The following is a 24,497-nucleotide window of genomic DNA, read 5'->3' on the forward strand; positions in this document are numbered from 1 at the left end:
CCAACGAATTAGAGAGTGAAGTTATGAGCCTGAATCCAAGAGACGTGGTGATTGTCGACTTCGGTCGCACCCCGATGGGCCGCTCCAAGGGTGGCATGCACCGCAATACCCGCGCCGAAGACATGTCGGCGCACCTGATCAGCAAAGTGCTGGAGCGCAACACCAAGGTCGACCCGTCTGAAGTCGAAGATGTGATCTGGGGCTGCGTAAACCAGACCCTGGAGCAGGGCTGGAACATCGCACGCATGGCGTCGCTGATGACCCAGATCCCGCACACCGCTGCCGGCCAGACCGTCAGCCGCCTGTGTGGTTCGTCCATGAGCGCACTGCACACCGCAGCGCAAGCGATCATGACCGGCAACGGTGATGTCTTTGTCGTCGGTGGTGTCGAGCATATGGGTCATGTGAGCATGATGCACGGCGTCGATCCCAATCCGCATATGTCCCTGTACGCGGCCAAGGCCTCGGGCATGATGGGCCTGACGGCTGAAATGCTGGGCAAGATGCATGGCATTTCCCGCGAGGCCCAGGACGCCTTTGGCCTGCGCTCCCACCAACTCGCCCACAAGGCGACCGTGGAAGGCAAGTTCAAGGACGAAATCATCCCGATGCAGGGTTATGACGAAAACGGTTTCCTGAAGGTTTTCGACTTCGATGAGACCATTCGTCCAGATACCACGCTGGAAAGCCTGGCCGCCCTCAAGCCGGCTTTCAACCCCAAGGGTGGCACCGTGACGGCGGGCACCTCATCGCAGATCACTGACGGCGCTTCATGCATGATCGTCATGTCGGCGCAGCGTGCCCAGGACCTCGGCATCCAACCTTTGGCGGTGATTCGTTCGATGGCAGTGGCCGGTGTAGACCCGGCAATCATGGGTTACGGCCCGGTTCCGGCCACCCAGAAAGCGCTCAAGCGCGCGGGTCTGACGATTGCCGACATCGACTTCCTGGAGCTCAATGAAGCCTTCGCGGCGCAAGCCTTGCCGGTCCTCAAGGATCTGAAAGTGCTCGACAAGATGAATGAGAAGGTTAACCTGCATGGCGGTGCCATCGCATTGGGTCACCCATTCGGTTGCTCCGGTGCACGGATTTCAGGCACGCTGCTCAACGTCATGAAGCAGAATGGCGGCACTTTTGGTTTATCGACCATGTGTGTTGGCCTGGGTCAGGGGATCACCACCGTCTTCGAACGCGTCTAAGCAGTTGTTTGACGCAAACCGGGGCCCAAGGCCCCGGTTTTTGTTTTTGCAGATTTTTTTTTTAGAAGGTGTGCAGCATGAAAATACAGCCAGGTGTCTATCGTCACTACAAAGGCCCTGAGTATCGAGTTTTCAGCGTCGCGCGCCACTCCGAAACAGAGGAAGAGGTCGTGTTTTATCAAGCCCTGTATGGCGAATTCGGCCTATGGGTACGGCCTTTGAGCATGTTTTTGGAGTCGGTCGAGGTTGACGGCGAGCAGGTGCCACGCTTTGCTTTGGTCACGGCCGAACAGAGCCTGTTTTCACATCCCGACGGATCGTGCCTTTGACGTCCCGTGCTTGACCTCACTCTGTAGCCACTATATATAGCGGTGCCGCGTCAGGTATCGACGCCTTTTATCTCTAGTATTCAGGAATTTTCCGATCCATGGGCAAATCGCTGGTCATTGTGGAATCCCCGGCTAAGGCCAAGACCATCAACAAGTATTTGGGCAACCAGTACGTGGTGAAGTCGAGTATCGGCCATATCCGAGACCTGCCCACCAGTGGTTCGGCCAGTGCCAGCAAGGAGCCGGCCGCCAAGCGTGGCAAGGCTGCTGCTGGCGAGGCGCCGGCGCTGTCGCCCAAGGAGAAGGCCCGCAAGCAGCTGGTTGCGCGCATGGGTGTGGACCCCGAACATGGCTGGAAGGCCAAGTACGAGATCTTGCCTGGCAAGGAAAAGGTCATCGAAGAATTGCGTCGCCTGGCCAAGGACGCCGACACCATCTATCTCGCAACCGACTTGGATCGCGAAGGGGAAGCCATTGCCTGGCACCTGCGCGAAGCCATCGGTGGTGACGATGCCCGCTACAAGCGCGTGGTGTTCAACGAAATTACCAAGAAGGCCATCCAGGAAGCGTTCTCGCAACCTGGCGAGCTGGACATTGACCGCGTCAATGCCCAGCAGGCGCGGCGTTTCCTGGACCGTGTCGTGGGTTACATGGTCTCGCCACTGCTGTGGTCGAAAATCGCTCGTGGCCTTTCGGCTGGCCGCGTTCAGTCGGTTGCCGTGAAGTTGGTGGTAGACCGTGAGCGCGAGATTCGTGCGTTCAATCCCGAAGAATACTGGGAGATCCACGCGGACCTGGGCACGGCCAAGAACGCCAAGGTGCGCTTTGACGTGGCTCGCCAGAATGGCGAGGCGTTCAAGCCGCTCAACGAAGCCCAGGCCATGGCGGCCCTGGAAAAGCTCAAGGCCTCCAGCTACAGCGTTGCCAAGCGCGAAGACAAGCCGACCAGCAGCAAGCCTTCGGCGCCGTTCATCACCTCGACCCTGCAGCAGGCCGGTAGCACTCGCCTGGGCTTCGGCGTCAAGAAAACCATGATGATGGCCCAGCGTCTGTACGAAGCCGGCTACATCACTTACATGCGTACAGACTCGACCAACCTCTCCGCCGATGCCGTGGAAATGGCTCGCGGCTATATCGAGAGCGAGTTTGGCAAGAAGTACCTGCCCGAAGCCGCTAATGTCTATGGCAGCAAGCAAGGCGCTCAAGAAGCGCACGAAGCGATCCGCCCTTCGGACGTCAATACGCATCCGAGCAAGCTGACTGGCATGGAGCGCGACGCTGAGCGCCTCTATGAGCTGATCTGGCGCCAGTTCGTGGCCTGCCAGATGCTGCCTGCCCAATACCTGTCCACCACGGTCAGCGTGGCCGCTGGCGAGTTCGAGCTGCGTGCCAAGGGTCGTATCCTCAAGTTCGACGGTTACACCCGGGTCATGCCGCAAGTGGCCAAGCCTGGCGACGACGACGTTCTGCCGGAAATGGTCCAGGGCGAAACACTCAAGCTGATCCAGCTCGATCCGACCCAGCACTTTACCAAGCCCCCGGCACGTTATTCCGAGGCTAGCCTGGTCAAGGAGATGGAGAAGCGCGGAATCGGTCGTCCGTCGACCTATGCCGCGATCATCTCGACCATCCAGGACCGTGGTTACGTCGCGCTGCATAACCGTCGTTTCTACTCGGAAAAGATGGGCGACATCGTCACCGAGCGCTTGTCTGAAAGCTTCTCCAACCTCATGGACTACGGCTTCACCGCCGGCATGGAAGAGAACCTCGATGACGTCGCCCAGGGCGAGCGTGACTGGAAGAACGTGCTGGACGAGTTCTACGGCGACTTCAAGACCAAGCTGCAGCTGGCCGAATCGCCGGAAAACGGCATGCGGGCCAATCAGCCGACCATGACTAACATCGCTTGCCGCGACTGCGGCCGGCCGATGATGATTCGTACCGCGTCCACTGGCGTATTCCTCGGCTGCTCGGGCTACAGCCTGCCGCCCAAGGAGCGTTGCAAGGCCACCATCAACCTGGTGCCGGGCGATGAAATTGCAGCTGATGACGAGGGTGAGTCCGAGTCGCTGGTGTTGCGCGGCAAGCACCGTTGCCCGATTTGCGCCACGGCCATGGACGCTTACTTGCTGGACGAGAAGCGTAAGCTGCACATCTGTGGCAACAATCCTGATTGCGTCGGTTATGAAATCGAAGAGGGCAACTATCGGATCAAAGGCTATGAAGGTCCGAGCCTGGAGTGCGATAAGTGCGGCAGTGAGATGCAGCTGAAAACCGGCCGCTTCGGCAAGTTCTTCGGCTGCACCAATGCTGAGTGCAAGAACACCCGCAAATTGCTCAAGAGTGGCGAAGCCGCACCACCGAAGATGGATGCGGTGAAAATGCCAGAGCTCAAGTGCGAGAAAGTTGACGACACCTACGTGCTGCGCGACGGCGCTTCGGGCATGTTCCTGGCGGCGAGTCAGTTCCCGAAAAACCGAGAGACGCGTGCGCCGCTGGTCATGGAAATCGTTCCGCACAAGGACGAAATCGATCCCAAGTATCACTACTTGTGTGAGGCGCCGAAGAAAGACCCGGATGGCCGCCCAACGGTTATCCGCTATAGCCGCAAGACCAAGGAGCAGTACGTGCAGACCGAAGTCGATGGCAAGCCGACCGGCTGGCGGGCCTTCTACGATGGCAAGGCCTGGAAGGTCGAAGACAAGCGCTAAGGCTGTTTTAGCCTAGCGCTCATTGACAAGGCCGCGCAGAACCTTCGGGTTTGGCGCGGCTTTTGTCATTTTGGCTTGCCGCCTCAGGGTCACATCCCTGACACTGTTCGTCTCGCGCCCTGCATCTCTTCGGAGGGAGCCTTCATGGCCCACGAACTCTATACCCGTACCAATCAGAAGCTGTATTTTGCCGGCCTGTCGCTGGAGGCACTGGGCAAGGCGCAGGAAAGCCGCAACATCAACGCCCAGGCGTTGGTGCTGGCAGAGCGTGAAGCGGCTCTGTTTCATCTTTACGGCGCTTTGCTGGGCCTGTGCCACGAGATTGCAGGCTATTATCGCTTGCCTCAAGCCGGTGCATCCCGTGCGGAGCTGTTGTTGGCACCCCAGGTGCTGGAGTCGATTGCGATTCCTGAGTTAGCCGAACTGATTGAGCTGGCGCAAGCGCCACAGACTTGGCTGGGGCGTCTGCTGGCAGCCTATACGGCGATGTTCCAGCCGCCTCGCGAGGCAAAAAAGCCCAAGGCAGATGTGACAGTCCCTTTGATCCAGGCGGTCAGCCTTGATGAGCCTGAAGTGCAAGAGTTGAGTCGGGAAGAATTGGAAAGCTGGCGTCAGCAGCTTAAAAGCCTGACCGTTCGTTTCCGCGAAGGCCTGAGTGAGTGCTGAGTCGGTCAGTCACTGATACAATGCTGGCCTTTCGTGGAGAACAGATTTATATGCCAACGTCTTTTCTGGAAATTGTCGAATTACCTGACGGTCGGATCGAGCTGCGCCGTGCCGAGGACGAGGGGTCGCTGGTTACGCTCGACTTCTCCGAGGACGCCAAGGCATTTCTGCAAGGCCAGCACGTAGAAGTCGCCAAGGCGATGTTGAGCGTCGGCGTGCAGATGGCAGGGCGTTTGGTAGAAGGCGAAATCGAGAAAGACGACGGTCCGCGCGTTCTGCACTGATACCGCTCGTCTGGCCGCTGATCGGCTTCTTCATCCTAGAGAAGCCTTGCAGGTTCAAGCACTCTCCGGGCTTCAGCCCAGTCGAATATTCAGGCTTTGTGCCTCACCCATCCGTGCTGCGGCGATGAGCAGTTGGCGAGCATTGCTGCTCAGTGGCGAGAGCCAACTGACGACCGTATGGCTGCGACCCAAGCGCAAGGCCTCGCAGGTCAACTGCAGGGCGCTCTGCCTGCCGCGTGGTTGTAGCAGCAGGATGCGTTCGCGGTTAAGGCCGGCATCGCGCAACCAGGCCTGGGTCAGGCTTGCGGGTGGTGCGATCAAGGTAAGCCAGCGTGCGCCCTGATCTTCGCTGAGGTCGCGCAGGATGGGTGCTAGCAAGTTCTGGCAGTTCCCAACGGCGCCACGCAAAGACAACTCACTAAATACATCCGGCTCGTTGTGCTGCCAGGTCGACCCGGTTGCAAGCAGCGGGGTAGCAAGCGCGGGTGCGACTGGCTGGGCCATGAATGCCTCGAACAGTGGCAGTTGTGCTTGCTGGGGTGTGTGTGGGAACTGCATAAAGCCTCCTTCAGCGGCGAATGACGCCGACGCTCAAGCCCTCGATTACCAGATCCTGATCTTTCAGGTCGACTTCGATGGGGGCGAATTCGGGGTTTTCGGCTATCAGCCAGACTTTGTTGCCGTCGCGCTTGAAGCGCTTGACCGTGACTTCGTCGCCAATGCGCGCCACCACGATCTGGCCGTTACGGGCTTCGCGGCAAGTGTGGACGGCAAGCAGGTCGCCGTCATAGATGCCGACGTCCTTCATGCTCATGCCGTGTACGCGCAGCAGGTAATCTGCACGAGGGTGGAAGAACGCCGGGTTGATATTGCACGACTCCTCGATGTGCTGCTGGGCGAGGATGGGGGCCCCGGCGGCCACGCGGCCGATGATGGGCAAGGAGGAGTCTTCCTGCTTGGCTTCGAAACCTGGGATGCGAATACCGCGCGAGGCGCCCGGGGTCATCTCGATGGCGCCCTTGCGAGCAAGGGCCTTGAGGTGTTCTTCAGCGGCATTGGGGGACTTGAAACCCAGTTCCTGAGCGATTTCCGCGCGGGTCGGTGGGAAGCCGTTGTCTTCCAGGCAGCGCTTGATGAAGGCGAGAATCTCGGCTTGGCGTGGCGTCAGTTTCAGCATGTCGATCGCTCTGTCTTTTTATACAGTGACTGGGATTATATACAGTACTGAATTGAAGGCAAGCGGCATGCTCCCGGCGGTCGTGGCGGGCGCTGTGCAGCGGATCGCTTTTGGCTGTGATTAAATGCGTGACCGGCCGGGCATAAAACGGCTGTCCAGGCTTGACAGGCACGTTGTATGAAACGTATGTTTCAAACAAGTGTTTGTCATATGGAGAAATCATGGCCCAGTCGGAAACCGTTGAACGCATACTCGATGCTGCCGAGCAGTTGTTCGCGGAAAAAGGTTTTGCCGAAACCTCATTGCGGCTGATCACCAGTAAGGCCGGCGTCAACCTGGCGGCAGTCAACTATCATTTCGGATCGAAAAAAGCTTTGATCCAGGCGGTGTTCTCGCGCTTTCTCGGGCCATTCTGCATCAGCCTCGATCGCGAGCTTGAACGTCGCCAGACCAAGCCTGAACAACGGGCGAGCCTTGAAGAGTTGCTCGAAATCCTCGTCGAGCAAGCCTTGGTGGTGCAGCCGCGCAGCGGCAATGACCTGTCGATTTTCATGCGTCTGCTGGGGCTTGCCTTCAGCCAGAGCCAGGGGCACCTGCGGCGTTATCTTGAAGACATGTACGGCAAGGTGTTCCGTCGCTATATGTCACTGGTCAATGAGGCAGCCCCGCGAATCCCCCCCATCGAGCTGTTCTGGCGCGTGCATTTCATGCTGGGCGCGGCTGCCTTCAGCATGTCGGGTATCAAGGCATTGCGGGCCATTGCTGAAACCGATTTTGGCGTCGATACCTCGATTGAGCAGGTCATGCGCCTGATGGTGCCGTTTCTGGCTGCGGGTATGCGCGCCGACAGTGGCGTGACCGACGACGCCATGGCGACGGCCCAACTGCGTCCGCGCAGCAAATCCGGTTCCAGTGCGGCGGCCAAGGTTTAATCCAGGGGCGCCTTCGGCTAAGCTAGGCGCCCATGCCCACCCTCGATTTGCTGCATATTTCCCTCGCTGATCAATGCTTGTATGGCTTTGCCCATGGCAAGTTGTGCTTGCGTGTGCCGGTCTCCACCGCCTTCAGCGGTGCTGGAGAGGTCAACGGTTCCGGTTGCACGCCCCGAGGGTTGCATCAAGTACGCGCCCGGATCGGCACAGGTTTGCCGGTGGGGGCCGTGCTCAAGGGGCGGCGCTGGACTGGCGAGGTCTGGTCCCAGGCCTTGCATGATCAGTTTCCCGGTCGCGACTGGATACTTTCGCGCATTCTCTGGCTGAGTGGTTGCGAGCCCGGTTATAACCGCCTAGGCAATGTCGATACCTTTCGGCGCTACATCTATTTGCACGGCACTCCCGATTGCGAACCGCTGGGCGTGCCGCTATCCCACGGTTGCGTGAGGCTGCGCAACACCGATCTGGTCGATCTGTTCGAGCGCGTGCCATTGCACTGTGCCGTGCGGATCGATGAAGCCGCATGCCCCCAATGGGCCGGCACCTCCCTCAATTGAAGGATCATCCATGACAAATCGCCTGCAAGGCTCCTTGATGGTGGACATCGCCGGTACCTGGCTGACCGCTGAGGATCGCCAGTTGCTGCGTCAACCTGAAGTCGCCGGGTTGATCATTTTTGCCCGCAACATCGAATGCCCGCGCCAGGTGCGCGAGCTGACCGCCAGTATTCGGGCTGTTCGGCCGGACTTGATCCTGGCGGTCGACCAGGAAGGCGGCCGGGTTCAGCGCCTGCGGCAGGGCTTTGTGCGTTTGCCGGCAATGCGCGCGATTGCCGATAACGACAACGCTGAGTATCTGGCCGAGCAGTGTGGCTGGCTGATGGCGACCGAAGTGTTGGCTGTCGGGCTGGACCTGAGCTTTGCGCCGGTACTGGACCTGGACCACCAGCGCAGCGCGGTGGTCGGAAGCCGAGCCTTCGAAGGGGATCCCGAGCGCGCTAGCGTGCTGGCCGGTGCCTTTATACGGGGCATGAGCGCGGCTGGAATGGCCGCCTGCGGCAAGCACTTCCCGGGTCATGGCTGGGCTGAGGCGGATTCGCATGTGGCGATCCCGACCGATGAACGCAGCCTGGAGCAAATCCGCGCTGTCGATCTGGTGCCGTTTGCTCGCTTGAGCCAGCAGATGGCCGCCGTCATGCCGGCTCACGTCATCTATCCGCAGGTCGATAGCCAGCCCGCAGGTTTTTCTCGGCGCTGGCTGCAGGACATTCTGCGCGGTGAGTTGAAGTTCGATGGGGTGATCTTCAGTGACGACCTGTCGATGGCCGGCGCTCATGTAGTCGGCGATGCCGCCAGCCGCATTGAAGCGGCGCTGACGGCGGGTTGCGACATGGGCCTGGTCTGCAACGATCGCGCTGCTGCGGAGCTTGCGCTATCGGCTGCCCAGCGCCTGAAGGTGCTGCCATCGCCGCGCATTGCGCGCATGCGCGGGCAAGGCTTTGCTCGCACTGACTATCGCCAGGACCCTCGCTGGCTGACGGCCCTGGGTGCCTTGCGAGAGGCTCAACTGATCGACTGACGGCGCGAAAATACCAACGCCAATGCCACTGTAGGAGCAGACTTTAGTCGCGATGGCATCGCCGCGGTCTACGATGAACCGCGGTGATGCCATCGCGACTAAAGTCTGCTCCTACAGGTCAGTGGGCATTTCTCTGGCGCCGCCGTCCGGGCAACGGTGCAAACAGCGCCTCGATATCATCGGGATGCAATTTCCAGTCACCGGCCTGGCGGCCGTCGAGCACGCCAGCGGCCAGGGCTGACTTTTCCAGTTGTAGGTGCTGGATCTTTTCTTCGACGGTGCCACGGGTGATGAGCTTGTACACGAACACCGGTTTTTCCTGGCCGATTCGATACGCCCGGTCGGTCGCCTGGTGCTCGGCTGCGGGGTTCCACCAGGGGTCGTAATGGATCACGGTGTCAGCGGCGGTGAGGTTCAAGCCGACACCGCCGGCCTTCAGGCTGATCAGGAAGACCTGCACCTTGCCATCCTGGAAATCCTTGACCGGTTTGCGTCGATCACGGGTTTCGCCCGTCAGCAGGGCGTACTCGATGTTGCGATGCTGCAGTTCTGCTTCAATCAGCCCGAGCATGGTGGTGAACTGCGAGAACAGCAGGATTCGTCGGCCTTCGGCCACCAGTTCCTCAAGCATTTCCAACAAGCTGCCCAGTTTGCCCGAGCTGCCTCCGCGCGGCAGGGGAGCATTGCGGTCCACCAGCCGAAGGTCGCAACAGACCTGGCGCAGCTTCAGTAGCGCCTCAAGGATGATGATCTGGCTGCGGGCGACGCCTTTACGGGTGATTTCGTCGCGAACCTTCTTGTCCATCGCCAGGCGCATGGTTTCATAGACGTCGCGCTGGGCGTCGTTGAGCTCGACCCAGTGGATCATTTCGGTCTTGGCGGGCAGTTCGGTGGCGACCTGCTCCTTGGTGCGGCGCAGCAGGAAGGGTTTGATTCGTGCATTCAGGTGCTGCAGGCGCTCGCTGTTGTCCTGGCGTTCGATCGGCACCCGATAATCGCGGTTGAACGCCTTGCTGTCGCCCAGCCAGCCGGGCAACAGGAAATGAAACAGTGACCATAGCTCGCCTAAGTGATTTTCCAGCGGCGTTCCGCTCAGGCACAGGCGCTGTCGGGCCCGCAATTGCCGTGCGGCCTGGGCGGCTTTGCTGTCAGGTGTCTTGATGTACTGGGCTTCGTCGAGGATCAGTACATGCAGCGCCAGGGATTTGAGCTGCTCCAGGTCCTTGGGCAGCAAGGCGTAGGTTGTCAGGATGAGGTCGTAGTCTTGCAGGTTGGCAAAGTGCTTTTTGCGACTGGCACCGTGCAGGGCGACGACTCGCAGGCTGGGTGCGAAACGTTCGGCCTCATCCTGCCAGTTGGGAATCAGGCTGGTAGGCATCACCACCATCGCGGGGCGATCCAGGCGCCCGGCGTTTTTTTCGGTGAGCAAATGAGCGAGGGTTTGCAGGGTTTTGCCCAACCCCATGTCGTCGGCCAGAATGCCGCCCACTTCCAGTTCGCGAAGGGCCTGCATCCAGCTCAAGCCTTCGAGTTGGTAGGGGCGCAAGGTGGCATTCAGGCCGACCGGCGGCTCGGCTGGCTGGGTGCGGATATCGCGCAGGCGCTCGGCGAGGTTGCGTACCCGTTCGCCACCCTCCCAGCTCAGGGGCAGGTCATGCAAAGCGTTGAGGCGGATGGCGTCGGGAGTGGAGATGCGCAATGTGGTTTCACCCGGTTCGCGCAAGTAAAAATCACCCAGGGTTGCCAATACCGGCTTTAGTCGCCCGTAGGGCAGGGCGACTTGCATCAGGCGGTGTTTGGTCGCAGGGCCGCCATGGACAGGTACCAGGATTTGCTCATCGTCGCGTCTGCGCGCCAGTTGCCCGGCGTTCAGCAGCTCCGGGTGGATACGCAACAGGTTGAGCAAGATCGGCAGCAGGCTCAGGCGCTCGCCATTGACCACAATGCCCAGTTCCAGATCGAACCAGTCGCGTTCCGGGGCTTCTTCGATTTGTGCGTACCAGTCATCGACCGGGGTCAGGTCGAAGGCGAAGTCCTCGGCGTACTCGATTTCCCAGCCTTGTTCGCGCAGGCCGGGTAGATCGTTGAGGATAAAGCGCAGCCAAGCGCTCTCACTGGGCAGCTCAAACGGATCGCCTGCGCTTTCGGGCAGCGCCTTGCTTTGCCGTGTAGCGATTTTGAATCCCAGGCCCAGCAGAGTGTCGCGCAGGGCTCGCTCGGCGCCGGGGTGGCGCTGGATGCGCAGGTTTTCGTTGTCTCGATGGGCAAGCACGCTGCTATGGCGGGCGCCGTTGACGTATTCGCCGGCGTAGCCGAAAGCCAGGGCTGCGCGATGCTGGGTGTAGCGCTGCATGCGCCCGTTGCGGGGCTCGAAGGCGCTGAATTCAATGCTGCCCAGCCACAGGCGCGGCCGGGGCTGCAGATTGTCGATCACTCGTTCAGGCATCTCAGGGTTTCGTCAACTTGATCAGCAAGCCCAGGTGGCCGCCGTCAAGGAAGGTGAGTTCACCGTTTTTAACGTTACTGTTGCTTTTCTTCAGCTGCTCGCTCTGGATGACGCTGCCGTTACTGTCCAATTGGTTGATCCAGACGCTGGCGTCCACACTGAGAAAGCGGTTTTCACTGAGGCTGATAGCGCCCTCGATGGGGAAGTGGCCGAACTGTTCCTGGCCGTCGCTGATCACGACCTTGGTGGGCTGGTCGCTCAGGTTCTGTTGCCAGGCCTTGCGCAGCAGCACGGTGTATTGGCTGTCTGCCTCAAGCTTTGCCACTTCCTCATTCAGGGCTGGTTGGCGCTCGTCGTTGGCGGGCACTGCGCCAGCACCTTCACGCCAGTCCTCAGGGGCGAACTGGCTGGTAATGGCCGGTACGGCGTTCTGCCGTACCAGGATCATTTCGACCTGATAGAGGCTGTCGGCAAAGGCTGCTGGCGCGACGAGCGCCAGTAGCAGGGTCAAGCAGCGAATTGCACGCATGTAGCTTCCTTCAAGCAGATTTTGGAGTGAGGCGTTCCAGGAGCGCCTCCAAGGTATTGAAGCGCTCATCGGCTCGCTCCATGGGCACCATGAACTTGAACATTGTCGCGCCTTCGAACTTGTAGCGCTTGGGCTGGCTCTGGATCAGCTTGATCAGTACCAGTGGATCGACCGGCGTTTCGGCGGCGAACTCGATGCGGCCGCCTTGCGGTCCGGCATCGACCTTGCGGATGCCCAGTTGCTCTGCCTGCAGCTTGAGCTGGGTCAAGCGCACCAGGTTCTTGGTCGGCTCTGGCAGCAGGCCGAAGCGGTCGATCATTTCCACTTGCAGATCCTTCAAGCCGTCTTCATCCACGGCCGAGGCGATGCGTTTATACAGGATCAGCCGTGCGTGGACATCGGGCAAATAGTCATCGGGGATCAGGGCCGGCAAGCGCAGGTTGATCTCCGGCCCGCCGCCCAGCGGCTGGTCCAGGTTGGGTTGCTCGCCCTTGCGGATCGCCTTGACCGCGCGTTCGAGCATTTCCATATACAGAGTAAAGCCTACGGCCTGGATCTGACCGCTCTGACCTTCGCCCAGTAGCTCGCCGGCGCCGCGGATTTCCAGGTCGTTGGTGGCCAGTACAAAGCCCGCGCCCAGGTCCTGGGTATTGGCGATCGCTTCCAGGCGCTTTTCGGCATCCGGGGTGATCTGCTGGCGCGGCGGCGTCAGCAGGTAAGCGTAGGCCTGGTGGTGGCTGCGACCGACGCGCCCGCGCAACTGGTGAAGCTGCGCCAGGCCGAACTTGTCAGCCCGTTCGATGATGATGGTGTTGGCGCTGGGCACGTCGATGCCGGTCTCGATGATGGTCGAGGCGATCAGCACGTTGAAGCGCTTGTGATAAAAGTCGCTCATCACCTGTTCGAGATCACGTTCGCGCATCTGCCCATGGCCGATGCCGATACGCGCCTCGGGCACCAGTTCGGCCAGGTCGGCGGCGCATTTCTCGATGGTTTTGACGTCGTTGTGCAGGTAATACACCTGCCCGCCACGAAGCAGTTCACGCAGCAGCGCTTCCTTGACGGTGCTCTTGTTCTGCTCCATGACGAAAGTGCGCACCGACAGGCGTCGCGCAGGTGGGGTTGCGATGATCGACAGATCGCGCATGCCTGAGACAGCCATGTTCAACGTGCGCGGAATCGGCGTGGCGGTCAGGGTCAGGATGTCGACTTCGCTGCGCAGGGCCTTGAGCTGTTCTTTCTGGCGCACGCCAAAGCGGTGTTCTTCATCGATGATCACCAGTCCCAGGTTTTTGATCTTCACATCGTCCTGGAGCAGCTTGTGGGTGCCGATGACGATATCGATCTTGCCTTCGGCAAGGTCGGCCACTGCGGCATTGATCTCTTTGGTGGATTTGAAGCGGCTCATCACCTCTACGCTGACCGGCCAGTCGGCGAAGCGGTCGCGGAAACTGTTGTAATGCTGCTGGGCGAGCAGCGTCGTGGGTACCAGGATGGCGACCTGGCGACCGCCATGTACGGCGATGAAGGCCGCGCGCATGGCCACTTCGGTCTTGCCGAAGCCTACGTCGCCGCACACCAGGCGGTCCATGGGCTTGGGTGCGAGCATGTCGTCCCGCACTGCCTCGATGGCGACTTGCTGGTCTGGCGTCTCTTCGAACGGGAAGCCTGCACTGAAGGTGGCGTAATCCACCGACGGGTCGGCAAAGGCATAGCCTATGCGGGCTGCGCGGCGGGCGTAGATATCCAGCAATTCGGCGGCCACATCGCGCACCTGTTCGGCCGCCTTGCGCTTGGCTTTTTGCCAGACTTCCGAGCCCAGGCGGTGCAGCGGTGCCAGCGCATCGTCGCTGCCGGTGTAGCGGGCGATCAGGTGCAGGTTGACCACCGGCACGTACAGCTTGGCGTTATCGGCGTACTCCAGGGCCAGGAATTCGGCTGTCTGGTTGTCGATCTCAAGCGTTGCCAGGCCCAGGTAGCGGCCCACACCGTGATCGATGTGCACGACCGGTGCGCCTTCGCGCAGCTCGGTGAGGTTCTTGATGACGGCATCGTTGCTGGCGTCGCTGCGTTTTTCGCGACGTCGGCGCTGCATGACGCGCTGGCCGAACAGCGGGCTCTCGGCCACCAGCGCCAGTGCCGGGTCCTCCAGCAGCAGGCCTTCATCCAGTGGTGCGATGGTGATCGCCAGGCGGCCTTTGCCCGCCACGAACTCATTCCAGCCATCGACCGTGTCGGGGCGCAGTTTCAGTCGCTCGAGCAATTCGAGCAGCACTTCGCGACGGCCTGCCGACTCGGCGGTAAACAGCACCCGGCCTGGAAACTGGTCAAGAAAGTTGGACAGCGCCGCCAGTGGCTGATTGGCCTTGGCTTCAATGGCAAGGTTGGGCAGGGCTTGGGCGGCAAAGCGCTCGCGGCCGGGGCCTGCGTCAATGTCGTCTTGGCTGACCACGACGCGTGGCAGGGCCTTGAGCCTTGCGAAGCAGTCTTCAACCGGCATGAACAGCTCGGCCGGTGGCAGCAAGGGGCGGGAGGGGTCGATGCGGCGCTCTTCATAGCGATTACGCACATCGCTCCAGAAATGCTCGGCGGCCTGTTCGACGCCCGGCAGCGAGAACACCTGGGTGTCCTGGGGCAGGTAGTCGAACAGGGTCGAGGTTTCCTCGAAAAACAGCGGCAGGTAGTACTCGATACCGGCCGGGGTGATGCCACTGCTCAGGTCCTGGAAGATCGGGCAGCGTCTGAAATCCACATCGAAGCGCTCGCGAAAACGCGCCTTGAATTGGGTGATGGCTTCTTTTTTCAGTGGGAACTCACGCGCCGGCAACAGTCGCACGGAGTCGACCTTGTCGATCGAGCGCTGGTTTTCCGGGTCGAAGGTGCGCAATGTTTCGATTTCGTCATCGAACAGATCGATCCGGTAAGGCAGTTTGCTGCCCATCGGGAACAGGTCGATCAGCGCGCCGCGCACGGCGAACTCGCCATGCTCGTAGACGGTGTCGACACAGCGGTAGCCACTGGCCTCCAGGCGCAGGCGCATCTGCTCTACATCCAGCTTCTGGCCGATATCCAGCACCAGGCTGCTGCCAAGCAGAAAGCGTGTCGGCGCCAGGCGATGCAAGGCCGTGGTGACCGGCACCACGACAATGCCATGGCTCAACTCCGGTAGCTGGTACAGGCTGGCTATGCGCTGGGAAATGATGTCCTGGTGCGGCGAGAAGAGATCGTAAGGCAGGGTTTCCCAGTCTGGAAAATGCAGGACCGGAAGATCGGGGGCGAAGAAGCGCAGCTCCTGCTCCAACCGATCAGCGCTCTGGCTGTCTGCGGTCAGTAGCAGGGTAAAGCGCTTCGCGGCGCTGGCGGCTTCGGCAATGGCCAGGCTCAGGGCGGCGCCCGGCAAGTTGCCCCAAGTGTGTTTGCCTGCGGTGGCAGGCAGGTGCGGTAGACGCAGGACTGGCACGGGAGGTCTAGCTCCAAGCGTTGCGACAAAGACGCCGATTGTACCGTTGGCGGGGGCTGGCTGTCAGGTTTGCGCAGCTTAAAAGCCTGTAGTGAAGCGAGGGCGACAGGCGCTCATTGCTCGAATCTGCGCGGGGCGGCATAATGTAGCCCCTTTTTTCTGTCCCTACATGTGGAAGGTTCCCGTGACTCAGAAGCCCGACCAGTGTCTTGGTGAGTGGATTGATCGTGAAGCACTTGCAGAAGCGATGATCCCGCTTATCGGTCAGCTCTACCGCAATAACAACGTGGTGAGCTCGATCTATGGCCGCAGCCTGATCAACCGTTCAGTCATCGCGATTCTCAAGGCTCACCGCTTTGCGCGTCATCGCCAGGCTGATGAAAACGAACTGTCTGTCCACGAGACATTCCCCCTGCTCAAAGCCATGAGCGAGCTCAAGCTGGGCGCCGCCTCGGTTGACCTGGGCAAGCTGGCTGTCAAGTTCAAGGAACAAGGCAACGGCCGTAGCGCCGAGCAGTTCGTGCGTGAAGAAATGGCTGACGTGGTTGGCCAGCAGAACGGCTCCGCTCGTAAAGGCACCGACGTAGTCCTGTATGGCTTCGGTCGTATCGGCCGTCTGCTGGCGCGTATCCTGATCGAGAAAACCGGTGGTGGCGACGGCCTGCGCTTGCGCGCCATCGTTGTGCGCAAAGGCGCCGAGAACGATCTGGTCAAGCGTGCCAGCCTGTTGCGCCGTGACTCGGTGCACGGTCCGTTCGATGGCACCATCACCATCGACGAAGCAAACAGCACCATCACCGCCAACGGCAACCTGATCCAGGTTATCTACGCGAAAAACCCGAGCGAAGTCGACTATACCCAGTACGGTATCGAAAACGCTCTGATTGTCGATAATACCGGCGTATGGCGCGATGCCGATGGCCTTGGCCAGCACCTGGCTTGCCCAGGCGCCTCGCGCGTGGTCCTCACCGCACCGGGCAAGGGCGCGCTGAAGAACATCGTGCATGGTATCAACCATGGCGAAATCAGCCCTGATGACAAGATCATCTCGGCCGCCTCCTGCACCACCAACGCCATCGTGCCTGTGCTCAAGGCTGTCAACGACAAGTTCGGCATCGTCAATGGCCACGTTGAAACCGTTCACTCGTACACCAACGACCAGAACCTGATCGACAACTTCCACAAAGGCAGCCGCCGTGGTCGTTCCGCAGCGCTGAACATGGTCATCACCGAGACCGGTGCTGCCACTGCCGCTGCCAAGGCATTGCCAGTGCTCAAGGGCAAGCTGACCGGCAACGCGATTCGCGTCCCGACGCCGAACGTTTCGATGGCCATCCTGAACCTGAACCTGGAAAAGGCCACCAACCGCGAAGAAATCAACGAGTACCTGCGCCAGATGGCCATGCACTCGGATCTGCACAAGCAGATTGACTACGTGAGCTCCCAGGAAGTGGTTTCGACCGACTTCGTGGGCTCCCGTCACGCTGGTGTGGTCGATGCCGAAGCCACGATCTGCAACGATAACCGCGTTGTACTGTACGTTTGGTACGACAACGAGTTCGGTTACAGCTGCCAGGTTGTTCGCGTGATGGAAGACATGGCCGGCGTTAACCCGCCTGCTTTCCCGCGCTAAGCTACGCTTGGTTGTGAAAAACGGGAACCTTCGGGTTCCCGTTTTCGGTTACGGCAAGTGCGCTCTGTCTGTAGGAGCCGGGTTTACCGGAATGCCGGACCACCGCGATGAACGCTCCGCGGTTTGGCTGATGCACCGCGGCGCGTTCATCGCAGGCAAGCCTTGCTACAGGGGGTTGTCGGCAACCTGAAACGGGAACCTTCGGGTTCCCGTTTTTGTTGAGGGCAGGCATTGATTCGACTTTTGCTGATCATGACGCTAACAGTGCTGGCAGGTTGCGAGCCTGGGGATACGCTTGAGCGTTTTTCTGGGCCGACCATGGGCAGCAGCTATTCGGTGCAGTATGTGCGCACACCGGATGGGCCGAGGGTCGAGCAGGTACGTGAGCGAATCGAAGTGATCCTGGCTCAGGTGGATCAGGATTTTTCGAACTATCGCAGCAATTCGTCCATCGCACGCTTCAACGCCTTGCCGGCCAACAGCTGTCAGGTCATGCCTGGTGCGGTGCTTGAGCTGTTTGCGCTAGCCGAGATGTTGTACCGCGAGAGCGGTGGGGCCTATGACATTACTGTCGAGCCTTTGCTGGATCTCTGGGGCTTCGGCCCGCAGTCGCGGCGTGAACAAGTGCCCACTGCCCAGGAGCTGGCACAGGCCAGGCAGCGGATAGGCCAGATGCACCTCATGCAGCGGGGCGAATCCCTGTGCAAGGATGCGCCGGTCGAGCTGGATTTCAACAGCGTTGCCGCAGGCTTCGCTGTCGATCACATGGCGGCGCAGATGCGGGCGATGGGGGTCCAGGCTTTTCTGGTCGAAGCGACGGGTGAGCTCAAGGCGGTCGGCCACAAGCCTGATGGCAGCGGCTGGAAGATTGCCCTGGAAGTGCCGCGCGATGACCGCCAGCAGCTTGAGCAGATGCTGACGGTCGATGGTTATGGCGTTTCTACTTCAGGCGACTACCGTCATTACTTCGAGCAGGACGGTCGGCGCTATTCCCATACCCTGGATGCCCGCACCGGCAGGCCCATCGAGCATGCGTTGGCCTCGGTCACGGTGCTTGAGCCATCAGCGGCGATGGCAGATGGGTTGTCGACGATGCTGTTGATCCTGGGCCCGCAGGAAGGTTGGGAGTATGCCCTGAAAAACGATATTGCTGCGCTATTCGTGGCCCGTGCCGATCAGCAGTTCGTCACCGCTGCGACCCCGGCATTCGAACGCATCACTGCCACCGCCGCCCTCAAATAACAATGTAGTGCAGGCAAAAATAGCCTACGACGCGACCAAGGGTTAATGTTCGCGGCATTCTTGCTTGATTACACTGCACCCGAATTTTTTTCATGGCGCGTTGCGGCCATGAGGTAGCTGGAGATGCCAACGTGGCATCTCGTTCTGAAGGAGTACGCATGGCTGTCTACAACTACGACGTAGTGGTGTTGGGTTCCGGCCCGGCAGGAGAAGGTGCGGCAATGAACGCCGCCAAAGCAGGGCGCAAGGTGGCGATGGTCGATAGCCGTCGTCAGGTTGGCGGTAACTGCACCCACTTGGGCACCATTCCGTCCAAGGCCCTGCGTCACTCAGTGCGGCAGATCATGCAGTTCAACACCAACCCGATGTTCCGGGCCATCGGTGAGCCGCGCTGGTTTTCCTTCCCGGACGTGCTCAAGAGCGCCGAGAAGGTCATCTCCAAGCAGGTCGCCTCGCGCACTGGCTACTACGCTCGCAACCGCGTTGACGTGTTCTTCGGTACCGGCAGCTTTGCCGATGAGCAAACCGTCGAAGTGGTCTGCGGCAATGGCGTGGTCGAAAAACTGGTCGCCAAGCACATCATCATCGCCACCGGTTCGCGCCCTTATCGTCCGGCCGACATCGATTTTCATCATCCGCGTATCTACGATAGCGACACCATCCTCAGCCTGGGCCATACGCCACGCAAGCTGATCGTCTATGGTGCCGGTGTGATCGGCTGTGAATATGCCTCGATCTTCAGCGGCCTGGGTGTGCTGGTGGAGCTGGTGGACAACCGCGGCCAGTTGTTGAGCTTCCTGGATTCGGAAATCTCCCAGGCGCTGAGCTATCACTTCAGCAACCACAACATCACCGTGCGCCACAACGAAGAGTACGATCGGGTCGAAGGCGTGGACAACGGCGTGATCCTGCACCTGAAGTCGGGCAAGAAGATCAAGGCCGATGCCCTGCTGTGGTGTAACGGCCGTACCGGCAATACCGACAAGTTGGGCCTGGAAAACATCGGCATCAAGGTCAACAGCCGTGGCCAGATCGAAGTGGACGAAAACTACCGCACCACCAAGCCCAATATTTATGGCGCCGGCGATGTGATCGGCTGGCCGAGCTTGGCCAGTGCCGCCCATGACCAGGGTCGTTCGGCCGCCGGCAGCATCGTCGACAACGGCAGCTGGCGCTTCGTCAATGACGTGCCGACCGGGATCTACACCATTCCGGAAATCAGCTCCATCGGTAAGAACGAGCAGGAGCTGACCCAGGCCAAGGTGCCTTACGAAGTCGGCAAAGCGTTCTTCAAGGGTATGGCGCGTGCGCAGATCGCCGGCGAGCCCCAGGGTATGCTGAAGATCCTGTTCCACCGTGAAACCCTGGAGATCCTTGGGGTTCACTGTTTCGGCTACCAGGCGTCGGAGATCGTTCACATCGGCCAGGCGATCATGGGCCAGCCCGGTGAACAGAACACCCTGAAGTACTTCGTCAACACCACCTTCAACTACCCGACCATGGCCGAAGCCTATCGGGTGGCGGCCTACGACGGCCTCAACCGGCTTTTTTGAGCGGCTCCGGCCGGTGGCCTGAGCCGGCCGGGGAGACCGATTTCAGCAATTCTCAAGGGTGGCGCTGGCCAAACCGGGAAAGTCTGTAATCAGGCTGTCTACGCCGAAGTCGGCGAGCCTGCGCATTAGCGCGGGTTCGTTGACTGTCCACACCGACACGTGCAACCCCTGGCGCTGCGCCTTGAGCAGGCGTTCAGGGGTGCACAGTGTCCAGTTCAATGCCAAGTATTCGCAGCCATATTTCTGGGCGACCTTCAGTGGGTCGAGCCAGGCGTATTCGGCGACCAGCCCGCGAGACAAGTCCGGGGTCAGGTCCAGGGCCGCGTTCAATACTTCGCGCGAGCTTGAGGTGACGGTGACTTTGTCCAGCAAGCCGAAGCGCTGAGCCATTTCGCGAATCGCCAGCACCGTGGTGGCCGCGCGCATCTGCGAGGCGCTCTTGACCTCCAGTTGCCAGTGATCGAAATCACATTTTTCGAATAATTCTTCCAGCCGTGGAATCGGGCACGGTTGAGCCCAGCCTGGGCCGCCTTTGCGCGCATCGTAGGTGACAAGCTCGGTGGCCGTATGCTCGGCGACTTTGCCGCGCCGGTCAGTGGTGCGCTTGAGGCTTGGGTCGTGAATGACCATCAGTTCGTTGTCCGAGGACAGGTGCAAGTCGAGCTCGCAGCGGCGTACACCATGCTGCAGGCACTGCTCGAAACTGGCCAGGGTATTTTCGGGAGCTTCGCCTTTGGCGCCGCGGTGGCCGTAGATTAGGGTCACGTTCGTTCCTTCAAGATAAGTGTCGGTGAGCGCCGATGGCAGGTTGTCAGAAGCTTAGGGGATGCAGGATTCGTTTTGTTCACGAGCCTGGCGTCGTTCCTGCGCCTGTTTTTGCAGGATATAACGGGCCAGCAGTTGTCGCTGGGCATCACTGGCTGCTTCGAACTCAATGCCGATCTCATACAGGCCATCGTCTTTTTTGTCGCAATGGATGACACGGGCACGCAATAGCAGCCCCAGTGCCTGGGGCATCAATGCCATTTTCAATGACAAGTGGGAGCCTGGTGCGATGGGCTCGGCCTGGCTGAATTCCAGTCCGCCCTCCGACAGCACGGCCGGTTGTGGTGTGCCGATCTGCCCCAGGATGGTTTGCGCAACCACTTGCGTGAGCAGGTCGATACGCTTGTTTTGGGCCTTGAGGAAGGCGGCGAGGGTACGATCGTTGTCGCTGAGCTGGCGCAACAAATGCTGCGATTCGAACTCGCTCAGGTGTAACTCGCTGAGCAAATTGAAGAGCGGCGAAGCATCTTGCAACAAGTCTGTGCCGCTGGCTTGCGCGGCATCCAGGGGGCTAATTTCCAGTGCGATCCGGTCGTCGATACGGTAGTATTCGCGGCGATCTTCTTCATCTAATGTCGACATGGCGAACCCATGGTAGCAGCGGTGGTCTGAGTGTAATTCCGCTGTCCAGGCCTCGCCACAAGGACGTTCCTCTTTCCTCCGAACAAGCCCCGACATGTTCAGACCTCTTTTCGTATTTATTGGTACGCGCTACACCCGTGCCAAGCGTCGCAACCACTTTGTGTCGTTCATTTCACTGACCTCGATGATCGGTCTCGCCCTGGGCGTTGTCGTGATGATCGTCGTGTTGTCGGTCATGAACGGCTTCGACCATGAGATGCGTACCCGCGTGCTGGGCATGGTGCCCCATGCCACCCTCGAGTCCGGCCAGCCGATCAGCGATTGGCAGGCGCTGGCCCAGAAGGTGCAGCAGAACAGGCAGGTGGTGGCGGTTGCCCCTTTTACCCAGATGCAGGGTTTGCTGACCCACGAGGGCAATGTCCAGAAGGTCTTGCTCAATGGCGTCGACCCGGCGCTTGAGCGCAACGTCTCGATCATCGACCAATTCGTCAAGCAGGGCAGCCTGGACGGTCTGAAGGCCGGTGAATTCGGCATCATGATCGGTGACAAGGCCGCCGCCAAGCTGGGTGTCCAGGTGGGGGACAAGTTGACCTTCGTCGCCCCTGAGGTAACCGTGACCCCGGCGGGCATGTTCCCACGCATGAAGCGCTTTACCGTTACCGGTATCTTCCATGTGGGGGCCGGCGAGATCGACGGCTACCTGGGTGTGACCAATATCGAGGACTTGAGCCGACTGCACCGCTGGAAGGCCGATCAGGTGCAAGGCTTGCGGCTGAAGTTCGACGACCTGTTCCAGGCACCGCAGGTGTCCTGGCAGATCGCCCAGACGCTGGGTGATCGCGAGTTCTACTCCCGTGACTGGACCCGCACCCATGGCAACCTGTATCAGGCGATCCGTATGGAAAAGGCCATGATCGGCTTGCTGTTGCTGCTGATTGTGGCAGTGGCGGCGTTCAATATCATTTCCACCCTGGTCATGGTGGTCAACGACAAGCGCGGCGATATCGCCATCTTGCGCACCTTGGGCTCGACGCCTGGCCAGATCATGGCGATCTTCATGGTCCAGGGCACCGTAATTGGTGTGGTCGGGACCTTGATCGGTGCCTTGGTCGGTATCTTCGCCGCACTCAACGTCAGCGCCGCGATTGCCGCGCTGGAGCGGCTGATTGGCCATAAATTCCTCAACGCCGATGTGTATTTCATTGATTACCTGCCCTCGCAGCTCATGGCCGAAGACGTGCTGATGGTCTGCGGTGCGGCGCTGGTCCTGAGTTTCCTCGCCACCCTGTATCCGGCTTGGCGTGCTGCGCGCACCCAGCCTGCGGAGGCGCTACGTTATGAGTGAGTCGCGCATGAGTGATAAAGCTGTGCTGAGCTGCCGCAACCTGGGCAAATCCTACGAGGAAGGCCCGGAGTCGGTACAAGTGCTTTCAGGGTTACAGCTGGAGCTGCACCCTGGCGAGCGGGTGGCCATCGTCGGCAGCTCAGGTTCGGGTAAAAGTACTTTGCTGAACCTGCTGGGCGGCCTGGATACCCCCAGTAGCGGCAGTGTCTGGCTGGCGGGCGAAGAGTTGTCGGCCCTGAATGAGCGAGCACGGGGCCTGCTGCGTAACCGGGCGCTGGGGTTCGTGTACCAGTTCCACCACTTGCTGCCTGAGTTCACCGCCCTCGAAAACGTCTGCATGCCGTTGTTGATCGGGCGTGTGGCGATTCCTGAGGCGCGTGAGCGCTCGACGGCCCTGTTGACCCGCGTGGGCCTTGGGCATCGCTTGAGTCACAAGCCAGCCGAGCTGTCGGGTGGGGAGCGGCAACGGGTTGCCATCGCTCGGGCGCTGGTCAACCGGCCAGGGCTGGTCATGCTTGATGAGCCCACCGGTAACCTCGACCATCATACTGCCCAAGGTATCCAGGAATTGATGCTGGAGCTGAGCACGTCGTCCCAGACTGCGTTCTTGGTCGTGACCCATGATCTGAACCTGGCGCGGCAAATGGACCGTGTGCTGCGTCTGGAAGACGGCCGGCTGGTGCCGATCTGATTCGAACGTACGCGGCGTGCGCAGGTTAGGCGCACGCCGGGTCATTTACTCTATTTCGGTGCCCCCGCGAATGTTCAGACCGCTATCCATCTTTATCGGCGCCCGCTATACCCGGGCCAAGCGCCGTAACCACTTTATCTCGTTCATCTCCATGACCTCGATGATTGGCCTGGCGCTGGGTGTGCTGGCGATGATCGTGGTGTTGTCGGTGATGAACGGCTTCCAGCGCGAAATGAGCTCGCGCATCCTCGGCATGGTGCCGCACGCCACCATCGCAGGCGTCAAGCCGCTGGACGACTGGCAGTCAGTGGCCAAGGCTGCCTTGAAAAACCCTGAAGTGATTGCCGCCGTTCCCTTTACCGAGATGGAAGGGATGCTGTCCTACAAGGGCGCCATGCAGCCGATCCAGATCAGCGGCATCGACCCGGCCCAGGAGGGCAAGGTTTCGATTGTCGCTGACAAGATTGTCCAGGGCCGCCTCAATGACCTGCAGCCGGGCGAGTTTGGCGTGATCATCGGTGAAATCACCGCGCGGCGCTTTCGCCTGAATGTGGGCGACAAGCTGACCCTGATCGTGCCGGAAGTCAGCACGGCGCCCGGTGGTATTACCCCGCGCATGCAACGGCTGAATGTGGTGGGTGTGTTCAAGGTCGGCGCCGAGCTGGATGGCTCGATGGCGCTCATCCACATGGCCGATGCGGCGCAAATGCAGCGCTGGGAGCCCAATCAGGTGCAAAGCGTGCGCCTGAAGGTCAAGGACTTGTACGCGGCCACTCAGGTGTCAGGCGCTATTGCCGCGGGGCTGGGCGATCAGTACAAGGCCGACGACTGGACCCACACCCAGGGCAGCCTGTTCAGTGCAATGAAGATGGAAAAGACCATGATTGGTCTGTTGTTGCTGATGATCGTCGCCGTGGCGGCGTTCAATATCATCGCCACCCTGATCATGGTGGTGAATGACAAGGGCGCCGACATCGCGATTCTTCGCACCATTGGCGCGACACCACGGCAGATCATGACCATCTTCATGGTCCAGGGGACGGTGATCGGCGTGGTCGGCACCTTGATCGGCGGGGTGCTGGGGGTGATCGCTGCCTTCAATGTCAGCCAGCTGGTGGGCTGGATCGAGCGGGTGACCGGTCAGCATATTTTCACCTCGGATGTGTACTTCATCAGCACCTTGCCCTCGCAATTGCAGTGGGGCGATGTGGCGCTGATCTGTACTGCCGGCCTCACACTGAGCTTTCTGGCCACCCTGTACCCGGCCTGGCGTGCGGCCCAGATCGAACCGGCCTATGCCCTGCGCTACGAGTAA

21 protein-coding genes are annotated in these 24,497 nt (G+C 60.3%); 14 read left to right on the top strand and 7 right to left on the bottom strand.

Annotated features, from left to right (window positions below):
- Nucleotides 1-23: 23 nt before the first annotated feature.
- The 5 genes from fadA (at nucleotide 24) to AC3IX4_RS09330 (ending at nucleotide 5,189) form a co-directional block, all read left to right on the top strand.
- Entirely contained in the window at nucleotides 24-1,199 is a 1,176-nt protein-coding gene (gene fadA / locus AC3IX4_RS09310) for an acetyl-CoA C-acyltransferase FadA (RefSeq protein ID WP_489260256.1), read from the top strand.
- Between the two features lie 77 nt (nucleotides 1,200-1,276).
- Complete coding sequence (locus AC3IX4_RS09315) at nucleotides 1,277-1,528, top strand: DUF1653 domain-containing protein (protein ID WP_489260257.1); 252 nt, start codon at nucleotides 1,277-1,279, stop codon at nucleotides 1,526-1,528.
- A gap of 98 nt (nucleotides 1,529-1,626) precedes the next feature.
- Entirely contained in the window at nucleotides 1,627-4,239 is a 2,613-nt protein-coding gene (topA, locus tag AC3IX4_RS09320) for a type I DNA topoisomerase (protein ID WP_489260258.1), read from the top strand.
- A gap of 144 nt (nucleotides 4,240-4,383) precedes the next feature.
- Nucleotides 4,384-4,905: a DUF6586 family protein gene (locus tag AC3IX4_RS09325; protein ID WP_489260259.1), complete on the top strand. Its 522-nt coding sequence runs from the start codon at nucleotides 4,384-4,386 to the stop codon at nucleotides 4,903-4,905.
- Nucleotides 4,906-4,955: 50 nt separating this feature from the next.
- On the top strand, nucleotides 4,956-5,189 hold the full coding sequence (locus tag AC3IX4_RS09330) for a hypothetical protein (protein WP_166567309.1): 234 nt from the start codon (nucleotides 4,956-4,958) through the stop codon (nucleotides 5,187-5,189).
- Between the two features lie 72 nt (nucleotides 5,190-5,261).
- Here AC3IX4_RS09330 and sulA read toward each other — a convergent pair whose 3' ends face one another.
- Nucleotides 5,262-5,747, bottom strand: coding sequence for an SOS-induced cell division inhibitor SulA (gene sulA / locus AC3IX4_RS09335; protein WP_489260260.1), 486 nt, complete (start codon nucleotides 5,745-5,747; stop codon nucleotides 5,262-5,264).
- 10 nt (nucleotides 5,748-5,757) lie between these two features.
- The gene (lexA, locus tag AC3IX4_RS09340) at nucleotides 5,758-6,366 is read right to left on the bottom strand and encodes a transcriptional repressor LexA (protein ID WP_489260261.1); all 609 of its coding nucleotides are present in this window, start codon (nucleotides 6,364-6,366) and stop codon (nucleotides 5,758-5,760) included.
- A gap of 221 nt (nucleotides 6,367-6,587) precedes the next feature.
- Between lexA and AC3IX4_RS09345 the strand changes: the two genes are divergently transcribed.
- From AC3IX4_RS09345 to nagZ, 3 genes are read left to right on the top strand one after another with little or no spacing between them, the layout of a single operon-like run.
- On the top strand, nucleotides 6,588-7,298 hold the full coding sequence (locus AC3IX4_RS09345; protein WP_489260262.1) for a TetR/AcrR family transcriptional regulator: 711 nt from the start codon (nucleotides 6,588-6,590) through the stop codon (nucleotides 7,296-7,298).
- Between the two features lie 32 nt (nucleotides 7,299-7,330).
- On the top strand, nucleotides 7,331-7,855 hold the full coding sequence (locus tag AC3IX4_RS09350) for a L,D-transpeptidase family protein (protein ID WP_489260263.1): 525 nt from the start codon (nucleotides 7,331-7,333) through the stop codon (nucleotides 7,853-7,855).
- A 22-nt stretch (nucleotides 7,856-7,877) separates the two neighbouring features.
- A complete protein-coding gene (nagZ, locus tag AC3IX4_RS09355) occupies nucleotides 7,878-8,876 on the top strand; it encodes a beta-N-acetylhexosaminidase (protein WP_489261259.1) in 999 nt (332 codons plus the stop codon).
- 118 nt (nucleotides 8,877-8,994) lie between these two features.
- Here the strand turns inward: nagZ and AC3IX4_RS09360 are convergent, their stop codons facing one another.
- The 3 genes from AC3IX4_RS09360 to mfd are packed head-to-tail and all read right to left on the bottom strand — an operon-like array spanning nucleotide 8,995 to nucleotide 15,311.
- Nucleotides 8,995-11,322 (bottom strand): DEAD/DEAH box helicase, encoded by a 2,328-nt coding sequence (locus AC3IX4_RS09360; RefSeq protein ID WP_489260264.1) that lies wholly within the window; start codon nucleotides 11,320-11,322, stop codon nucleotides 8,995-8,997.
- Nucleotide 11,323: 1 nt separating this feature from the next.
- A complete protein-coding gene (locus tag AC3IX4_RS09365) occupies nucleotides 11,324-11,851 on the bottom strand; it encodes a CsiV family protein (protein WP_489260265.1) in 528 nt (175 codons plus the stop codon).
- Between the two features lie 10 nt (nucleotides 11,852-11,861).
- Nucleotides 11,862-15,311 (bottom strand): transcription-repair coupling factor, encoded by a 3,450-nt coding sequence (gene mfd / locus AC3IX4_RS09370; protein ID WP_489260266.1) that lies wholly within the window; start codon nucleotides 15,309-15,311, stop codon nucleotides 11,862-11,864.
- A gap of 169 nt (nucleotides 15,312-15,480) precedes the next feature.
- Here mfd and AC3IX4_RS09375 point away from each other — a divergent pair, with 169 nt between their 5' ends.
- The 3 genes from AC3IX4_RS09375 to sthA all read left to right on the top strand — a co-directional run bounded on the left by AC3IX4_RS09375 (nucleotide 15,481) and on the right by sthA (nucleotide 19,739).
- A complete protein-coding gene (locus tag AC3IX4_RS09375) occupies nucleotides 15,481-16,944 on the top strand; it encodes a glyceraldehyde-3-phosphate dehydrogenase (protein ID WP_489260267.1) in 1,464 nt (487 codons plus the stop codon).
- Between the two features lie 252 nt (nucleotides 16,945-17,196).
- On the top strand, nucleotides 17,197-18,186 hold the full coding sequence (locus AC3IX4_RS09380) for an FAD:protein FMN transferase (RefSeq protein ID WP_489261260.1): 990 nt from the start codon (nucleotides 17,197-17,199) through the stop codon (nucleotides 18,184-18,186).
- A gap of 158 nt (nucleotides 18,187-18,344) precedes the next feature.
- Nucleotides 18,345-19,739, top strand: a complete 1,395-nt coding sequence (sthA, locus tag AC3IX4_RS09385) for a Si-specific NAD(P)(+) transhydrogenase (RefSeq protein WP_489260268.1) — start codon at nucleotides 18,345-18,347, stop codon at nucleotides 19,737-19,739.
- A 42-nt stretch (nucleotides 19,740-19,781) separates the two neighbouring features.
- Here sthA and AC3IX4_RS09390 read toward each other — a convergent pair whose 3' ends face one another.
- Both AC3IX4_RS09390 and AC3IX4_RS09395 read right to left on the bottom strand, forming a co-directional pair.
- A complete protein-coding gene (locus AC3IX4_RS09390) occupies nucleotides 19,782-20,504 on the bottom strand; it encodes a glycerophosphodiester phosphodiesterase (RefSeq protein WP_489260269.1) in 723 nt (240 codons plus the stop codon).
- A gap of 54 nt (nucleotides 20,505-20,558) precedes the next feature.
- Nucleotides 20,559-21,146 (bottom strand): PilZ domain-containing protein, encoded by a 588-nt coding sequence (locus AC3IX4_RS09395; protein ID WP_489260270.1) that lies wholly within the window; start codon nucleotides 21,144-21,146, stop codon nucleotides 20,559-20,561.
- A gap of 94 nt (nucleotides 21,147-21,240) precedes the next feature.
- On the opposite strand from AC3IX4_RS09395, the gene AC3IX4_RS09400 reads away from it, so the two are divergent.
- From AC3IX4_RS09400 to AC3IX4_RS09410, 3 genes are all read left to right on the top strand, one after another.
- Nucleotides 21,241-22,491, top strand: a complete 1,251-nt coding sequence (locus AC3IX4_RS09400) for a lipoprotein-releasing ABC transporter permease subunit (protein WP_489260271.1) — start codon at nucleotides 21,241-21,243, stop codon at nucleotides 22,489-22,491.
- Between the two features lie 7 nt (nucleotides 22,492-22,498).
- On the top strand, nucleotides 22,499-23,182 hold the full coding sequence (gene lolD / locus AC3IX4_RS09405; protein WP_489260272.1) for a lipoprotein-releasing ABC transporter ATP-binding protein LolD: 684 nt from the start codon (nucleotides 22,499-22,501) through the stop codon (nucleotides 23,180-23,182).
- A 70-nt stretch (nucleotides 23,183-23,252) separates the two neighbouring features.
- On the top strand, nucleotides 23,253-24,497 hold the full coding sequence (locus AC3IX4_RS09410) for a lipoprotein-releasing ABC transporter permease subunit (RefSeq protein ID WP_489260273.1): 1,245 nt from the start codon (nucleotides 23,253-23,255) through the stop codon (nucleotides 24,495-24,497).

It is taken from the genome of Pseudomonas sp. KH_021 (assembly GCF_057838865.1).

What these genes read in the sequence shown, in the direction of transcription:
- AC3IX4_RS09350 (WP_489260263.1), top strand. Translation starts at nt 7,331, where the DNA reads ATGCCCACCCTCGATTTGCTGCATATTTCCCTCGCTGATCAATGCTTG.
- AC3IX4_RS09400 (WP_489260271.1), top strand. Translation starts at nt 21,241, where the DNA reads ATGTTCAGACCTCTTTTCGTATTTATTGGTACGCGCTACACCCGTGCC.
- lolD (WP_489260272.1), top strand. Translation starts at nt 22,499, where the DNA reads ATGAGTGATAAAGCTGTGCTGAGCTGCCGCAACCTGGGCAAATCCTAC.
- AC3IX4_RS09375 (WP_489260267.1), top strand. Translation starts at nt 15,481, where the DNA reads ATGTGGAAGGTTCCCGTGACTCAGAAGCCCGACCAGTGTCTTGGTGAG.
- sthA (WP_489260268.1), top strand. Translation starts at nt 18,345, where the DNA reads ATGGCTGTCTACAACTACGACGTAGTGGTGTTGGGTTCCGGCCCGGCA.
- AC3IX4_RS09315 (WP_489260257.1), top strand. Translation starts at nt 1,277, where the DNA reads ATGAAAATACAGCCAGGTGTCTATCGTCACTACAAAGGCCCTGAGTAT.
- fadA (WP_489260256.1), top strand. Translation starts at nt 24, where the DNA reads ATGAGCCTGAATCCAAGAGACGTGGTGATTGTCGACTTCGGTCGCACC.
- AC3IX4_RS09345 (WP_489260262.1), top strand. Translation starts at nt 6,588, where the DNA reads ATGGCCCAGTCGGAAACCGTTGAACGCATACTCGATGCTGCCGAGCAG.
- AC3IX4_RS09325 (WP_489260259.1), top strand. Translation starts at nt 4,384, where the DNA reads ATGGCCCACGAACTCTATACCCGTACCAATCAGAAGCTGTATTTTGCC.
- topA (WP_489260258.1), top strand. Translation starts at nt 1,627, where the DNA reads ATGGGCAAATCGCTGGTCATTGTGGAATCCCCGGCTAAGGCCAAGACC.
- lexA (WP_489260261.1), bottom strand. Translation starts at nt 6,366, where the DNA reads ATGCTGAAACTGACGCCACGCCAAGCCGAGATTCTCGCCTTCATCAAG.
- AC3IX4_RS09380 (WP_489261260.1), top strand. Translation starts at nt 17,197, where the DNA reads ATGACGCTAACAGTGCTGGCAGGTTGCGAGCCTGGGGATACGCTTGAG.
- AC3IX4_RS09330 (WP_166567309.1), top strand. Translation starts at nt 4,956, where the DNA reads ATGCCAACGTCTTTTCTGGAAATTGTCGAATTACCTGACGGTCGGATC.
- AC3IX4_RS09410 (WP_489260273.1), top strand. Translation starts at nt 23,253, where the DNA reads ATGTTCAGACCGCTATCCATCTTTATCGGCGCCCGCTATACCCGGGCC.
- AC3IX4_RS09365 (WP_489260265.1), bottom strand. Translation starts at nt 11,851, where the DNA reads ATGCGTGCAATTCGCTGCTTGACCCTGCTACTGGCGCTCGTCGCGCCA.
- AC3IX4_RS09395 (WP_489260270.1), bottom strand. Translation starts at nt 21,146, where the DNA reads ATGTCGACATTAGATGAAGAAGATCGCCGCGAATACTACCGTATCGAC.
- sulA (WP_489260260.1), bottom strand. Translation starts at nt 5,747, where the DNA reads ATGCAGTTCCCACACACACCCCAGCAAGCACAACTGCCACTGTTCGAG.
- AC3IX4_RS09360 (WP_489260264.1), bottom strand. Translation starts at nt 11,322, where the DNA reads ATGCCTGAACGAGTGATCGACAATCTGCAGCCCCGGCCGCGCCTGTGG.